This window comes from Sphingobacterium detergens, assembly GCF_003610355.1.
GTDB lineage: Bacteria > Bacteroidota > Bacteroidia > Sphingobacteriales > Sphingobacteriaceae > Sphingobacterium > Sphingobacterium detergens.
In genome coordinates this window covers 2,449,028-2,465,004 of the sequence record NZ_RAPY01000001.1, presented here as the reverse complement: position 1 = coordinate 2,465,004, position 15,977 = coordinate 2,449,028, and the positions used below count along the sequence as shown (strand labels likewise).

Genomic DNA, 15,977 nt, shown 5'->3' with positions numbered 1-15,977 from the left:
TCATATCGTATAAGTCTTATTCAATAGAAACATTCCCAATGACAGCTAAATCTTCCGCCTTGACTATCGAAACTCGGCTACATATAGATTATTTCAAGGAAAATTTATGATAGCAATATTGAATTAATCACAATCTTTGATATTGTATACTTTTAATACAACAATAAAATAAGAGGTATGGTTAGACATAAACATCAAGGTTTAATTGATAACATCACTAGATATGTAGATCTAAATGATATTGAAAAGGAAGAGATCTGTAAGGTGTTTCAATATGTAAAAGTCAATAATGGAGAAATCGTGTCTCATCCTGGTAATATATGCAAGTATCAACATTTTGTCCTAAGCGGATGTTTGAAACTGTTTTATTCGGCGATTGATGGTAAAGATCATATCTTATACTTTTTACCTGAGCAGTGGTGGGCAAGTGATCTATATTCCTATTTTAATCAATACCCATCGGAAATGATGATTCAAGCTGTTATAGATACAGAAATTCTCCAGATAGAGAAGAAAAACTTTGATAAGTTGCTTAAAGAATTTCCGGTTTTTGAGTCTTTTTTTCGTATTATATATCAAAATGCACTTTGTGCTCAACACAAGAAGACGATAGAAACACTTACGCTATCTGCACGTGAAAGATACCTCAATTTTATGGAAAGCTTTCCGATGCTAATCCAGCAAGTTCCTTTAAAAGATATTGCTTCTTATTTGGGAATTACTCCTGAACATTTAAGCAGATTGAGAAGCCAAATAGTTAAAAAATAAACTTCTCCTTTCGTTCGCTTTTGGTAACTGCTGGGCGATCCTATAGGATCTGTTTGATAAGGCCAAAAAAATGAATAAGCCAATTGATCGAAGAATCTTAAATAATAAAAAAGTGCGGACTTAATCTAGGTTAAGTTTTAAATAATGACAGTGGCTTATTTTTGAGTAAATCAAAATGTTTGATAAGGCTATATTGTTAAATAGCTATAGTATCCATAGATGCCGTTGCAATTTGTATAAATAAATTCAAAGCAATCTATGGCATGCAATTTTTCAAGAAAATGATTCTTTAATTCATGTCATTATAAATTTAAAAAACAGAAAATATGAGTTCATTGCCAATTCGTAACCAAGTGGAGGATCACTTGCTTACTTCGCAGAATTCTGCGTTAATCGTTATCGATTATCAACCTGTACAGGTTAATTCAATTGCTTCTATGGATAGGCAATTGTTAATTAATAATATTGTGGGTGTAGCTAAAGCGGCTAATCTCTACGATATTCCAACAGTTTTGTCTACAGTAAATGTTCAGACAGGTTTCAATAAGGAGACCGTTCCACAGTTGAAATCGGTATTAAAGCATTTACCATCTTATGATCGTACCACAATCAACTCTTGGGAAGATAAAGAGTTTGTAGAAGCTGTAAAAGCAACAGGAAGAAAGAAGTTAATTATGACTGCATTGTGGACAGAAGCCTGTCTTACCTTTCCTGTTTTGGATGCCTTAAAGGAAGGATATGAGGTATATATTGTTGTAGACGCAGTTGGTGGGACGTCATTGGCAGCTCACGATGCAGCTATTCGTAGAATGGAGCAAGCAGGAGCTGTTTCAATAAGCGTAGCTCAATTATTTTGTGAGTTGCAAAGGGACTGGAAACGAGCTGAGACGGCACCGGGTTTTATGAAGTTGTTCATTGAAACAGGAGGTACTGCAGGTATACAGTTTTCTTACGATGCTAACGAATAATTGATTAATATTTTTAGGGCAGATTGCCAGATAAAATTGTAATCTGCCCATGAATAATTTACCTTGATAATGGTAGAGTAAATTTGACCACATTATTCTCATTTGTCTAGTTATAATTTCCGCAAGAGCAGTTGGTTTCTAAAGAATTCTTCTCGTGAAATAATACGAGAATCTGATATTTCCCCTTATCTACTACCCTTGAATATAAAAACGATATCATATAGTGATTGAAAGCCTTGTGTTTATCAATGTAATTGGTGGTTACAGCTTACTGTATTTTGATTTATTTTTTTAACTTAAACACAGGTGGTTAGTTTCTTTTTATTTATTCTATGGGGTGAAATTGAAAGAAGTGGTGTCTTTAAATTAAATGGATATTGACTTTAAAAATTTTCTGCTATAACTATTCATTTGGTGGTGAATAAACAATGATCGTAGACAATGAAAAAACAACTCCTTATTGAACATATTTCCAAATATGTAAAACTATCCAAAAATGAAGTGGCATTGATACGTTCATTTTTGAAATTGAAAAAGGTAAGACGGAAGCAGTTAATGCTTGAAGAAATGGAGATACAAAAATATGGCTTTTTTGTTATCAGTGGATGTCTGAAGAGCTACACACTTGAAAAAAATGGTTTCGAACGTGTTTTGCAATTTGCACCGAGTGGCTGGTGGATTGGCGATATGTTTAGTCTGAAAAATCAAGAACCAAGCCGTTTATATATTGATGCAGTTTTCGATAGCGAAATCCTATTGTTGTCTCATTTAGATCTGAGTAATTTGTACGAAATGGTGCCAAATTTGGAACGTTGCTTTCGTTTGTTGGCGGAGAATGCTTTTGCGGCATCGCAGCGTCGTATAATTGAAACAGTTAGCCTGACAGCACTTGAGCGATATGAAAATTTTAAAACGCGATATCCAGATTTGTTTGAACAACTTCCCCAAAAATTGATTGCCTCTTATATTGGTATTACACCTGAATTTCTAAGCCGCGTTTTACGCGAATTATCCAATGATAATTTGAGGTGAGGTGGATGTTTTATTATTCATCTTGCCCATCTTTTTTTATGCTGTAGGATTTCTTTGTGAATTTGACAACTGGGTTATAAATAGGAGGTAGTGTTTTTAGATAAGCATATATTCTTCTTAGATCAGCTTCTTCTATATATCGAAAAGCAGACCAGGGCATTAGTGAGTTGACAGATCCTTTGGATACTTTGTAGATGGCCGAACTATCTCGATAGGATAGAAAACGATTGACAAAAGCCTCTTCGGACCAATCTCCTATACCACTTTCATCGGGTGTTAGGTTGGCCGAATGTACAAATCCTCCGGTCGGCATCGGAAATTCTATACCGCCCATAAGAGCACGTTTTGTGTCGAAAGAATCGTCCCATTTTTTAGGTGTGTGGCAGTCATTGCAGGCTGCCAGCGTAACCAGATATTTACCTGAATCAATAGCATTTTTTAGATCTGATTTATAAATTGGCTTTGGCGTTCTTTGAATCAATCGGTTTGTCAATTGATAGAAGTAGTCAATTTGTGTTTTTCCTACTGGTGAATTATGAATGGGATCCAGGGTGCGGAGATAGACAATAATGGCTTTTAAATCTTCGGGATCGGCCTGTCCAAAAGCCTCAAATGGCATAGCATGGTTGATAGTACTGCCATCTGGCCTTATTCCGGTAGTAAGTAGGTGGTACAGCTCCGTATCTGTCCATTGGCCAATTTCTCCAGCAGGAGTAATGTTGGGTGTAAAAGACTCACCAGGAAAATCAAATCCTCCTTTCTTGGATAGAAAGGGTGCCCCAGCACCAGCTTGTTCTGCAATCACAGGCCAGGAATAACGACTTGCATCCCTTGGGCTGTGGCAGTCGGTACAAATTGCAACATGTTCGACAAGATATTTTCCCCTTGCCAGTAAGTTTGTGTCTTGATGATTGATATTTACTTCAATTACTTTTGGCGGTAAAGGAAGCACGAATTGGATGAAACAGATTCCAATACCCATGACCAATATGGTAATTGTAAGGCTAACGAAGATATATTTTTTCCAGCGTTTCCATTCAAAAAAGCTGTTGAAGATCCAATCGACCGAACGCATAAATGGATCGTATTGTATGGCCTCGTGATATTGTTTTTGTTTGAGTACTTCGAGCATTCGATCGATCAAAATAAAAACAATAACCAAGAAAATTAAGAATAGTAGTGTCAGTAATACGATGTTCATAAAAGCCGATTTAGTTCATAAGTTACCTTCAATTATTAATATGGGGTTAAATCGCTTCGAGGGTAAGAAATGACCTAGAAAAATTAATCTTCCAAAAAATAATATTAGTTATCCCCGTGAAAGCCGATAGAAGCAATCCCGGGGATTTGTAAAGCAAATTACCAAAGCCATTATTTGTTTTCGAGAGCAACTTCTTGTGCTTTATAATAACTTTCAATTAGTGCTTGATAATTTGGCATTACCAGAGATAGTGCTTTTGCGTATTTTGCGGAATCTTTATGTTTCCAGCTTTTTAATATTTCGCTGATGACAGCAGTTGTGGTGATCGGAATCGCTCCCGCCAGCTGTAATCTTGCCAGGGTTACTTGTGTAGATAGTGGGCTCATATCTCCAGAGGCGTCAATAACGGCAAAGACCTCGTATCCCTCAGCAATAGCAGAAATAGATGGAAAAGCAACGCAAACGCTCGTTAACACCCCTGCAATAACTAATTTTTTCTTCCCGGTATTCTTTACTGCCTCAACAAATGCCGGGGTATCCCACGCGTTAACCTCTCCATTGCGGCCTACATATACTGCATGTGGAGCGTTCTCGTGGATCTCGGGCATTAATGGACCATTAGGGCCTTTTGGTTCTGATGCTGTTGTAATCACTGGGATATTCTCTACTGTAGCAATTTGAGACAGAGCAACTACATTGTTCCGTAAAGTGGGGACCTCAATGTCTTTTACAGTTTGAAATAGACCACTCTGATGATCGATTAATAGAAATGCAACATCGTCAGCATTGATTCTTGTTGTGAGTGCCATGTTTTTAATTTTTTAAGTGTGAATATGTAATTAAAAGAATAATAGTATTGGCGCGTTTATAAATAACCTACTATTATGTTTCTGTTAAAGTTACTAAGACAAACTTTACTGAAAAATAAACTACATTAAGTACAAAACTTAAGCTATATTAAGTTTTGCTTCCTGGGGTTTTACAAGTACATCCTATCGAATAAAACAGAAATGTATTTTTCGATAAACCATTTGAGCAAGTCGAGATCTTTCGTAATTCAAATCTCTTCTTCAGAAGCTAAATTCGGCACCAAGTACAACATGTACCATCGTTCTGTTTCTTCCACTTTCCTTGAGGAATGTACCTGGACAAACGATATTGGATTCCAGCTCAATATTGATAAAGTTATTCGGCTTATATCCCATTACTGTGCCGATTTGATAAGCAATAAAGCGTCGGTCATTTAGATCGGCATAGTCCACCTGCATTGAAGGGTTATAGAGCGCGTCACGTACAGAATACCGCCAGAATATATCATAGTCAACCTCAAAGAAAAAATTGTTGACGTTCATATTTATATAGGGGTGCAGATCGATAAAATTGGAAGGTGTGAAACTGGCTACCCTTCCAAAGTAAGCCCCCCTGGGATAGAAGGGGTCAAATGTATTGTTGACCTTATCATCAGGATCCGTATCTCCGCTGATGAGATTCGATTTAAAGCCTAGTGTGGCTGGTCGATCCCCAAATTTAATTTTTTTTTCAGCCTGTAGTGCGATGGCCCAGGCACGGATACGCTGGTCAGCGATACTTCCAAACTGAAAGAAGATTTCATTGTTAAAATCTACACTACCGAAGGAACCAAAATGGCGTGCGCCAAGTAAAGCTCTTCTCTCGTTTCCGGATATGTTGCTGTAATTTACATCATCATCTTTCTGATACATAAAATAGGTATCCAGATTATTGACCGCATCTAATTTTTTCGTGGTATATACAGCTGTTAAGGTCTCCTTAAAATCAAGATAACGGTTGTCGAATATTTCGGGTTGTACACTGCCGGTTGCACCAAAAAAAGCATGCACTGTCAAATCGTCCTGGCTATATTTTACTTGTACCATGTCAAAGGCGCGGCGTACTCCTGGACCTTCCCTGGGATCAATGACACGGCCACTGCCGAGTTTAAGGTTTTCCCTACCGATACCCACTTTAATGGAGGGGGTAATTTTGTATTTTATGAAAAGCTGGTTAATATCCATTTTTTCAGCATCCACAGGGCTTAGATCATTTTTTCCATTGGCACAGCTGCTCAATAGTTCACCATAAATCTCTCCATTCTTGAATCTGAGATGGCTATTGAACAAAAATCTGTTCATCAGCCAGATACGGTTTCCGTTGTCGATATCCACAAAACGCTGGTTCTTGAAACTTTCCATCTGATACCGCCAACTTCCACCAAAGGAAAGACTAGTGTTCTGGGATAGCTTTAATAGTTTGGCCCGCTGATAGAGATTCTTTTGACTGTTGGCTAATTGCAACAAGGTATCGATGTTGTCATTCTGACGCAATAGACTAAATTCAAATACATCTTTCACTTGGGCATAGGAGATGGAACAACACGATAATAGGAGTATGATGAGCGGAATTAGATAATGTACCATTGGAGCTCACGGTTTTAAAACAGTTTACAAATATTATGAGCCCTCGACCTGACGCTGGATCCGCTTAGAAACTTCCTGTGCTTCCTCAAACAGCTGATTCGTATTCGGATAGGTGAGTTTACCATTCTCTTTAAGTATCTTGCCGCCGATCATAACCAAGTCTATGTTGGCAGCGGATGCAGCTTCGATTACAAGACGCTCAGTCTGACTGTTACCGGAAAAGTTGAGATCATCCTTGCGCATAAGGATCAGGTCAGCCTGCTTTCCTACTGCAAGTGAGCCCACCACATTATCAATGCCTAGTATCTTTGCTCCATTGATTGTTGCCATTTCCAATAGTTCGTAAGGATTCATGTAGAATTCATCCAACGTAGTTGCATTACCTACATTTTTCAATAGTTTTAAAGTAGAGAAAAGATTTCCATCACCGCTTAGCGCAACAGTATCAATGCCGACCCCCGTCAATATCGCATACTTTTTAAGTATTTTAATAGGAGGAAAACCATATCCTACACGCATTTCCGAATAGGGTGTCATTGTGATGGAGCTACCAGCGCGTGAAACATAGAGCGCCTCTTGTTCTGTTATTGCATTACCATGGATGATATTAACATCTTTACCCAATATCCCCATATCATGGAGCTTTTTTATCTCACCTTCGTGGGCATTCACACGAGAAGAGGCGTGGATAACAATACGCATACCCAATTGTCGGGCATTGTTCCAGTCTTCCTGTATTTTGGGGTATTTTACAGAACGGCTGCCCAAGTCCAGACGAATTTTCTGGTATTTTTTGTCTTTTGCCACAAGCTCAAGTAATCTCTTTATCTCCGCAAAATTGGTAGGGTCGCTTTCTTTCAGATCCCGGTGGTCACCATATAGAAATTGCCCGCGCATATCCATTTCAGCGAATGCATCAAGGCCTGCCTTCGCATGCTCAAAGGTCCGTGTGTTATGATTAAAATCGCTGATGGAAGTGATTCCCGAATTAATAGCTTCCGCCAGTGAATACTTGGAGATAATTTTCATATCCGGTCCTGACATCAGACGGCTGTACTTAACTGACATCGGGAAATACCCCTCATCCGAAGAGTATCCGGGCATACTGCGCATTACCGAAGTCCATAGGTGCCAATGGCTATCAATAAGACCAGGCATGACTACTGCATTATGGCCATCGATAATTATAGCATTGGCTGGAAAGGAGACTGTGGAACCAATTGCTTTTATCACCCCATTTTCGATCAGTATGCTACCCTTTTGTAGATGCCCTATTGCAGTGTCCATGGACAATATTTCCGCATCCTTGATCAGATAAACGCCGGTATTGCTTAAGGTTTTTGATTCTAGTGTAGGTGTCATAGTATCAAAAGGGTTGCTTATCAGCAGCGGACTTAAAGATAACAGCGAACTGTTTTTTAAGAAATCTCTTCTATTCATAATGTATCGATTTATAACTAATACCATTTGAAAAACAATGAATGATTGGGTCACATGTCCATCAGTCTCTTTTCAAAACACCCACAAATTTAAGTCTGATCCAATTATAAAATATTAACATAGATTAAGAATCTATAAAAAGCTTGTTTGTATGTTTCTTTTCTTAAGTTCTATAAATTACCACAGGAGCATGATGCCATTGTATTTTTTTAAGGTGTCAATGGGTGAAAAGATAGATTTATCGTGTCTATATAAAATAGGGATTCAATTATAAACTACACAATTGTATACTCGATACAATTTGTTCGCAACGTTTTAAATATACAGATTAAGGAATCAAACAATGAAGAAGAACCTAATGATGATTATCGGCTTGATTATTTCTATAAGCCATGCCATTGTCCACGCCCAACAGTTGCGCATACTCAATTTTTACGGAGACTCGGGATTCCGCCACTTATCTCAGCCTGTTGCTGTTGATATGATTGAAAAGATTTGTGCTAGAAATAATTGGGAATGTGTCAGCACCAAGCAGGCAGCTATCTTCAACCTTCGGGATCTGGCCTCTTTTGACGTCGTTGTATTCAATAATAACTGTGGTAATGAAGGTCAGATTTTTAATGAAGAACAACAGGATGCTTTTCGTTCATTTATCCATGGTGGCGGAGGATTTGTTGGGATCCATTGTGCCGGAGCTATCTGGAATGAAGGCAAGGATTTTCAGCAATGGTATCAAAATCTGCTTGGCACAACATTAATCGATCACCCTCCGGTTCAAGACGCGGATTGTATTGTTGAAATAGAAAATCACCCGATCACGAAGCACCTGCCCAAGATTTGGAAAGTGCGTGATGAGTACCATCGGATGTTGCCCAATCCTCGTGGCAGTGTTCAGGTATTATTGTCCGTCAATGAAAATTCTTATCAAGGTAAAGAAAAAATGCACGGCGATCACCCGTTAGTTTGGACACATTTATTTGAAGGCGGGAAGTCTTTTTTCTCCTCTTTAGGCCATACTGATGCAATTTATAATGATGGAAAGTACATCCGTCTTATAGAAGAGGGGATACGATGGGTTGCAGCTAAAAATACGATAACACCAACAGACGGACTTCAAGTAGACTTGGATGCAGACAAAGGAGTTGTCTTAAACAGCGCTAATCGTGTCACAAAATGGTTCAATCAGGCTTCCAATTCGGAAGTGAAAATTTTTGAATCCAATTCCACGGGGCGAACAGAGGACAATCCTGGCCAACCATTTTGGAAAGTAGAAGGCCCTGAAATAAATTGGCATCGAGTATTGTTTTTTAATAGGCAAGAGCTTGTTAGTCAAAGTGAAAGCTGTTTTGATGCATTGGTTGCCGGTAGTGGATATACTTGGCTTTGTGTTTTGCGACCAGGGCAGCAGCAGGGGGAAGTTAAAGATGTTAATTCCTTTTTTGGTAATCTCAAAAATGGAGAGAATTATGAAGGCTTTTGGGCGGGATTAAATAATGATAATACGGTTTGGATGGGGAGCAGAAATGGTCGAACTTTTGGTCGCTGGGACCAAAATAATCCAAAAGTCGAAAGCCGTTTAATCTTGGATAGCAACAGGTTTCATCTCTTGATTGGACGTATGGAAAAAGGAACTCAAAAGGTACGATTATCCTTATTTGTAAACAATGTATTTCAGGAAGCAGCTTTTGGATATTTTCCAGTCGATTTGACTGCTAATGCCTCCAAACTAGTAATTGGACAGGAAAGAGATGCAATTGATCACCCAGGAAAAGAATCATTCATTGGCAGTATTGCTCGTTTCATGCTTTTCGATCGGGCGTTATCTGATAAAGAATTGTCTAGGCTGGGCGAGGAGGTAGGTCGCTATTACGGACTCAAAATTTTGTTCGACACAGAGAGTTCCAGGTCCGACAAAAGAAAATAGAGTCTATTTTTTTTTACCTCATTTTCAGTGTTTTATATTTTTTTTATTTTTCGATGGGTGACAAATTAAAAAAAATGTGTCTTTGTATTAAGTAAACCGAATTATTGATAAATGACAATACATACCGAAATGTTTGGCGATGATCAGCTTCTAGAGGAGCTGTTTAACGATCCTGATTTTATACAGTTAACTGCACAGCAGGATCTAGTTGACGACGCGCAATGGCTGTTCTGGTTTGATAAACATCCGAGATATCAAGAAGTAAAATTGGTTGCAAGAAAACTTTATGAACTCAAGTATTTCGAATCTAAAATGGCTGTAAATGAAGTTTATCGTTCAGAAATTTGGTCAGGAATTATAGCCCATTTGGAAAGTAAGGAGGAAAAAGTTGTCCATCATAGATTTAGACGATTAAAAATTCAGCAATGGTTACAATATGCAGCGATTTTTATTGCTGCCTGTGTATTAGGTTTATGGATCTATTTGCAGAAAAGTGCCACGGTAACTGGCGAAAGCTATGCAACCTCTACAAGCAAACAAGAGTTTACCTTGCCCGATGGTAGTAAATTGTGGCTTAATAAGAATAGTACAGCTGACTACCATGAAGATGCTTCGGGCCGAAGGTTGGATCTAATCGGTGAAGGATATTTGCATGTGACAAAACAGATTAATGATGGGCAAAAAGTACCATTTATAGTAGAACATGACGGATTAAAGATAGAGGTACTTGGGACACGTTTTAACGTAGTTAGCACACCGGCAGTTAAATTGATCGCTTTGGATGAGGGAAGTGTACGTGCGCGCTATGAGAATCAACATCTGATAATGAAGCCCGGTGAGGTTGTCAATGTTGACCGGGGTATATTGAAAAGATTCCCTATTAAGTCTAATTTAATTAATAGTTGGCAAACAGGTACACTGGAATTAAGTAATACACCACTTAGCGAGATTGTAGTTTGGTTGCAATTAACCTATAAAAAGAATGTAACCAGTGAATTACCTCAATATTTGATGAATGTGACCGCGCGGGGACAAATAGATGTCTCCGATATGCAAACGGTTTTAAGTTCTTTAGAGAAAATCTACCATATTAAGATCTATGACCAATATGACAAATTTGTGATTACAACGAATAACTAATTTAAATAGTATAATAAACTCTACTTTATGAAAAACAAATGGATTCGACAATTGGCTTGTGCTGGGCCGATGTTGTCATTATGTGTTGTGAGTAACAATCTCTGGGCTGTAGAAAAATCTATGAATCCGGAGAAACGGATGTTCGAACAACAGACCCAAAGTGTAAATATAGGCCGTTCTATGAAAGTCGCCGATATTCTTAAAAACGTGTCCAAAAAGGAGCATGTCTATTTTGCATATGCAAATAAGCAGATTGATAAAATTACAATCGCTGGGGTGGATCCTCTCATACTAAAGCTGGATAATCTCCCTAAAATCTTAGCAAAGGCTAACCTTAATTTAGTTAAAGTTTCAGATAATCAATATATTATAGAAGAAATTAGCAAGGTGCGCAATCGTGGAGATCAACAAAAAAGTCAAGATTCAGAACAAAACACTGTTGTTAATCAAGAATTTATAAGTGGTTTTGTTCGTGATACAAATGGCAATCCTTTATCTGGGGTTACGGTAAAAGTACAAAAAGGTACGGCTACAGTTAGAACAGATGACGAAGGGAAATTTTCAATTGAAGCGACTGTCGGTAACACACTTCAATTTAATCTCATTGGTTATGAAAGTAAATCTTTGGAAATTCGTTCTTCAGATCCTATTCATGTGCAATTAGCAATAGGTATTACCAATCTGGAAGAGGTTGTCGTGGTTGGATATGGGACCCAAAAGAAAGGCGATCTTACAGGAGCTATTGGAACGGTAAATGTGGAAAAGCAATTTAAAGGCAGAGCTGTAACCAATGTACAGGAATTGCTGGCAGGGTCTATTCCTGGGTTAAATATAAGAAAAACTTCTGGTGCAGTGGGTTCTGGCGCTAGTATTAATATCCGCGGCACTCAAACTATGGGAACTAGCTCCGGCGTACTTGTGATAATAGACGGTATGGTCGGTAATATTAATACCTTAAACCCAAATGATATCGAAAGTGTGTCTATTTTAAAAGATGCCGCGTCAGCTTCTATTTATGGGGCAAGAGCTGCTAACGGTGTGATGCTTGTGACGACAAAAAGTGGTAAAGTAGGAGATGGAAAACCAGTGGTAGAATTTAATGAAAGCATTGGTATACAGAAACCACAGTTTCAGTTAAAATTTGTAGGTTCAGCAGATTATATGCGGCTAAAAGATGAGCAATTAAGAAATGATGGACAAACCTCTGGTTTTTATGGAGAAGAAGGGCAGCGCAGATTGGCAAATGGAGAGCTGCCAGATAATGACTGGTATAAACTTATTTATAAGAATACTAGCGCAATAAGTAATAATAACGTTGCCATTTCGGGGCGCAGTGATTATATCACCTACCGGTTATCGACATCATACGATTATCAGGATGGTACATTACCCCAGAATAATTATAACAGGTATATTTTTAAACCTTCGGTGACGATACGATTATCTGACAAACTTAATATCGCAAGTAATCTCCAATACACAAATACTTATATTTTAGAACCAAATGGTGGTACGCAGGGATTTCAATCGCAGGCGATCAGAAATTCTCCAGTTGTACCTGTAAGAACTCCGGGGGGGCAATACTTTAATACTGGATCTATTGGTGGAAATCCACTCGCAGCCATTAACGAAGGGGGGCACAGGAGAGATCAATTTAAAGAGTTACTGGGTAATATTACTATTAACTATAGCCCCATAAAAAACCTTAACTTTCAAGGGCTTTTCGCAAGAGCGCAGATGGATCAACACCGAAGAGACCGAACATTAAGTTACCAGCTATTTAATGTTGATGAAACGGTAGGTCTTAGGGCAAATGCGCTTACCTCACAACGGGAATATCAATTTAGTAACTATAGAAATACTTTACAGGCCACCGGTGAATATTCCTATAAAACTGGAAAGCATGATTTTAAAGCAATGGCCGGTTATTCGTATGAGTATTATAATAATTCAAATTTTCAAGGATATAGGGAAAATATGCCATTTAATGATATCAATGTACTAGGCACAGGGGGGAGTGTAAACCAACAGGCTAACGGAGGTGCTTTTGATTATTCATTTTTATCCTATTTTGGCCGGCTTAATTACAATTATGATAACAGGTATCTTTTACAAACCACTGTACGTGCTGACGGAAGTTCTTATTTTGGCCCGGGAAATAAATGGGGGTATTATCCTACAGTATCCGCAGGTTGGAATGTGCATAATGAATCTTTTTTTAATGTTGACAAGATATCGCAACTTAAATTAAGAGCTTCTTACGGTGAAGCCGGAGATGCCCAAAAACAGTTAGATCCAAATAATCCCAATTATTATCCTTATGCGGTTATTTTAAGTTATGATCCGGCCATCTACGGATTTAATGGTGGCGCTGTTTCTGGTGCATATCAAGGGTTAGCGGTAGATCCCAATATTGTGTGGGAAGTTTCCCGTCAAACAAACCTCGGTCTAGATATTGGTCTGTTTAAGCAAAAGCTTGTCTTTTCGGTAGATTACTTTGATAATGAGCGGGATCGTATTCTTTACAGAAGTACTGCACCAGCCGAATTTGGATTAGCAGGTCCATTAACTAATGGCGCTGTGTTAAAAAATAGAGGATGGGATATCAGTGGTAGTTATAATGATACTAAAAATGATTTCAGTTGGGGAGTGGGGTTTGTTTTAAACTGGTCGAAAACGGAAGTGGTGAATAGGGGTACCAATCCACTCATTGTTGGAGATCGAATTTCTACCATAGGAGATCAATTTGACCTGATGTATGGTCTTGAATCGATGGGTTTGTTTCAGTCAGCGGAGGAGATTGCTGCAGCACCTTCTCAGGGGACTAATATCCTTCCAGGAAATATTAGATATCGTGATATCAGTGGACCCGATGGAATTCCCGATGGAGTAATAAATGGATTAGATCGTACGGTCCTGAATAGAAAAATACCTCTTATTTACGGGCTTAATTTTAACTTCGGATGGAAAAATTTTGATATTTCTGCAAATCTAAACGGCCGACATAACAACGTGATGTATTTATCTGGTTATTCTGTTGTTCCTTTTAATCTGACAGATAATGTACCCGTCATTGGAATGGATGCATGGTCGCCAGAAAATACAGATGGAACAGCACCCCGGTTGTCATCTTCAAATACGGCTAATGATACAAGATTCTCGAGTTTCTGGTTGAGAAAAGCCAACTATATGAAAATACAAAATGCACAAATAGGATATACTTTTTCGAACCAGCTTCTGGATAAGATAAAAATTAAAAGCGCCCGGATCTTTATATCCGGGCAGAATTTAGCAACCATTTCTTTGATCAATTTTGACCCGGAAGCAGACTTAGGTTATTACCCGCTATCACGGACCTATTCTTTTGGTATAAATGCAAGATTTTAAAAATATAAACCAAATTAAGATATACGAATGAAAAAGTTAATATATATATATGGAACCATTGTGCTTTTTACAGCTTGTAATAAGAGGTTAGATTTAGACCCATTATCCAACGCATCGGAAGCTACATATTTCCGAAATCCAGAAGAAGCGGGAGTGGGGTTGAATGCAGTATATGCAACCCTGCCAGGTGAAAGAGATTTTTGGAAAGATTGTAGTAGCGATAATTCTATTATGACCAATGCCTGGGGGGAAGGAGGATTGGGTTTTATTAATCAAGGGTCGCAGCAGGCATCAGACACTTATTTGAGAGAGGAGTATGTCGGCGCCTATGGAAACATACGTAGGGCATTATACTATCTCACAAAATTAACCCCCATCGATTTTGGAGCCAACGCTGCTTTGAAGACAAGATATGAAGCCGAAGCCAGATTTGTGCTTGCAATGTGGTATTTTAGACTTGTAGAGCATTTTGGGGACGTTCCGCTAATAGTAGAGCAACCAGTTTTATTAGATGAATCAAAAATTCCGAGAAGTCCGAAACAGCAAGTGTTGGAGTATGCGTTACAATGTGTCAATTTTTCTGCGGCCAATCTTCCCACATCATATAGTGGATCCGATAATGGAAGGATAACAAAAGCGGCAGCATTAATGCTACGTGCAAATATTTATCTGTATATGGCAAGCTGGGAAAAATTTCATAATAATAACAACAATGTAGAATATTGGCAAAATGCGGCCAATGCTGCAGATTCTGTGGTAGCTTTAAATCAGTACACTTTAGTGGCTAATTATGCCTCACAGTTTACAGCTGCCGCTAATAATGCAAATTCTGAAATTATTCTTGCTCGTCAATATGTGAAGGATTTGGTGACACATATGCTTCCTACTTTGGCGTCTCCGGGAGGTGTTGGTGCAATAGGCGGTGGTTGGGCTGCTTTTTGTCCTACCCGGGATTTAATAGATTCTTATGAGTGTACGGATGGAAGAAGTATTCGAACTTCGCCCTTATATAATGTAAACCGACCATATGAAAACAGAGACCGAAGACTTACGCAGACTTTTATGTTACCGGGTATTCCTGTTAAACGTCCCGATGGTAGTATGACCCCCTTTTCGCCGCATCCTTCCTCAGGAATGCCAGAACGGATTGGTAATGAAGGTGGTGGTGGTAAAACTGGATATATGTATCTTAAATTTAATGATCTAGAAACCATTACTCCAGAAAGGTCATTTATCAATTGGCCAATATATAGGTATGCTGAGACTTTATTGATTCTTGCCGAGGCGCTTAATGAAGCAAATCCCGGCGACGCCAGAATTAAGACGTCTCTCGATTTGGTAAGGCAAAGAGCTGGTTTACCTGTTGTAGATCCTTCTATTATTACAAATCAGGATGCTGTAAGAAACATCATACGTAATGAACGCAGACATGAATTTGTCGCAGAGCACAAAAGATATTTTGATATATTGAGATGGAAGATCGCTGAAGATGTGTTAAATACACCAGCTTTTGGCATTAATTCAAATGTGTCAGATCCGACAGGAGATTATAATGCTCCAAAGATCTTGGCACAGCAACGTAAATTTACTGCACCTTTAATGTATCTATGGCCAATTCCTCAATCTGTAATTGATGCCAATAATTTAATTATTCAGAATGCCGGATGGTAACCAAATAGAAC

At 38.5% G+C, this 15,977-nt stretch carries 11 protein-coding genes; 7 read left to right on the top strand and 4 right to left on the bottom strand.

From position 1 onward, the window contains the following. Positions 1-177 precede the first annotated feature (177 nt). The 3 genes from DFQ12_RS10560 (at position 178) to DFQ12_RS10550 (ending at position 2,768) form a co-directional block, all read left to right on the top strand. Positions 178-768 carry a Crp/Fnr family transcriptional regulator gene (locus DFQ12_RS10560; protein WP_120258880.1) on the top strand — a complete coding sequence of 197 codons (591 nt, stop codon included), beginning with the start codon at positions 178-180 and terminating at the stop codon, positions 766-768. Positions 769-1,094: 326 nt separating this feature from the next. Next, the gene (locus DFQ12_RS10555; protein ID WP_120258879.1) at positions 1,095-1,736 is read left to right on the top strand and encodes a hydrolase; all 642 of its coding nucleotides are present in this window, start codon (positions 1,095-1,097) and stop codon (positions 1,734-1,736) included. Between the two features lie 441 nt (positions 1,737-2,177). Next, entirely contained in the window at positions 2,178-2,768 is a 591-nt protein-coding gene (locus DFQ12_RS10550; RefSeq protein ID WP_120258878.1) for a Crp/Fnr family transcriptional regulator, read from the top strand. Positions 2,769-2,781: 13 nt separating this feature from the next. Here DFQ12_RS10550 and DFQ12_RS10545 read toward each other — a convergent pair whose 3' ends face one another. The 4 genes from DFQ12_RS10545 to DFQ12_RS10530 form a co-directional block, all read right to left on the bottom strand. Next, on the bottom strand, positions 2,782-3,969 hold the full coding sequence (locus DFQ12_RS10545) for a c-type cytochrome (protein WP_120258877.1): 1,188 nt from the start codon (positions 3,967-3,969) through the stop codon (positions 2,782-2,784). A 170-nt stretch (positions 3,970-4,139) separates the two neighbouring features. Further along, entirely contained in the window at positions 4,140-4,778 is a 639-nt protein-coding gene (locus DFQ12_RS10540) for an isochorismatase family protein (protein ID WP_120258876.1), read from the bottom strand. Positions 4,779-5,039: 261 nt separating this feature from the next. Continuing rightward, positions 5,040-6,404: an alginate export family protein gene (locus DFQ12_RS10535; protein ID WP_120258875.1), complete on the bottom strand. Its 1,365-nt coding sequence runs from the start codon at positions 6,402-6,404 to the stop codon at positions 5,040-5,042. A gap of 33 nt (positions 6,405-6,437) precedes the next feature. After that, positions 6,438-7,844: an amidohydrolase family protein gene (locus DFQ12_RS10530; protein WP_167457238.1), complete on the bottom strand. Its 1,407-nt coding sequence runs from the start codon at positions 7,842-7,844 to the stop codon at positions 6,438-6,440. A 343-nt stretch (positions 7,845-8,187) separates the two neighbouring features. Between DFQ12_RS10530 and DFQ12_RS10525 the strand changes: the two genes are divergently transcribed. The 4 genes from DFQ12_RS10525 (at position 8,188) to DFQ12_RS10510 (ending at position 15,966) form a co-directional block, all read left to right on the top strand. Next, positions 8,188-9,768 (top strand): ThuA domain-containing protein, encoded by a 1,581-nt coding sequence (locus tag DFQ12_RS10525; protein WP_120258873.1) that lies wholly within the window; start codon positions 8,188-8,190, stop codon positions 9,766-9,768. Between the two features lie 111 nt (positions 9,769-9,879). Beyond that, the gene (locus DFQ12_RS10520) at positions 9,880-10,908 is read left to right on the top strand and encodes a FecR family protein (protein ID WP_120258872.1); all 1,029 of its coding nucleotides are present in this window, start codon (positions 9,880-9,882) and stop codon (positions 10,906-10,908) included. Positions 10,909-10,935: 27 nt separating this feature from the next. Then, positions 10,936-14,295, top strand: a complete 3,360-nt coding sequence (locus DFQ12_RS10515; protein ID WP_120258871.1) for a SusC/RagA family TonB-linked outer membrane protein — start codon at positions 10,936-10,938, stop codon at positions 14,293-14,295. Positions 14,296-14,322: 27 nt separating this feature from the next. Beyond that, the gene (locus DFQ12_RS10510) at positions 14,323-15,966 is read left to right on the top strand and encodes a RagB/SusD family nutrient uptake outer membrane protein (protein ID WP_120258870.1); all 1,644 of its coding nucleotides are present in this window, start codon (positions 14,323-14,325) and stop codon (positions 15,964-15,966) included. The last annotated feature ends 11 nt before the right edge of the window (positions 15,967-15,977 follow it).